1 pseudogene is annotated in these 502 nt (G+C 57.2%); it reads left to right on the top strand.

Annotated elements, in window-relative coordinates:
* The first annotated feature begins 203 nt into the window (after positions 1-203).
* A pseudogene (locus tag EN745_RS35660) lies at positions 204-408 on the top strand (molybdopterin-binding protein).
* Positions 409-502: the final 94 nt, after the last annotated feature.

The following is a 502-nucleotide window of genomic DNA, read 5'->3' as shown; positions in this document are numbered from 1 at the left end:
CGCCAATGGCGATCGCTCCCAGTCCAAAACCTTTGTGCGTCATGAAATTCTCCCCGGGTTTGAAATCCGATCAGCCCAATGCCTGCCGACCGATATATCTGCACGAATATAACAAGGAAAGACCTTTCGCGGCCCCTGTCGTTATGCGACAGGGTTTTCTCGGCCTACGATGGATTTTGGCAGACACAGCGAACGAGCCCGTCATGAAGATCAGCGCCCGCAATATCCTCAAGGGCACGATCGTCGAGATCGTCAAGGGAACCACCACCTCGCATGTCCGCATTGACACCGGCGGTGCCGTCGTCACCGCCTCGATCACCAACGAGGCGGTTGCCGACCTCAAGCTGGAAGGGCAAGCCGGCCTATGCCGTGATCAAGGCCTCGGATGTCATGGTCGGCATCGACTGACGGCGATTGTCGGACGGGTCAGACTCCAAATTCTGACATTGGGCCGAAGGTGCTTTGAGATTCAGGTCAGGCCGAGCCGAGAACGGCTATTTCC

Origin of the sequence: Mesorhizobium sp. M4A.F.Ca.ET.022.05.2.1 (assembly GCF_003998845.1) — a bacterium.
Lineage (GTDB): Bacteria > Pseudomonadota > Alphaproteobacteria > Rhizobiales > Rhizobiaceae > Mesorhizobium.
Note: the sequence above shows the minus strand (reverse complement) of the source record. Positions and strands in the feature narration are given on the sequence as shown.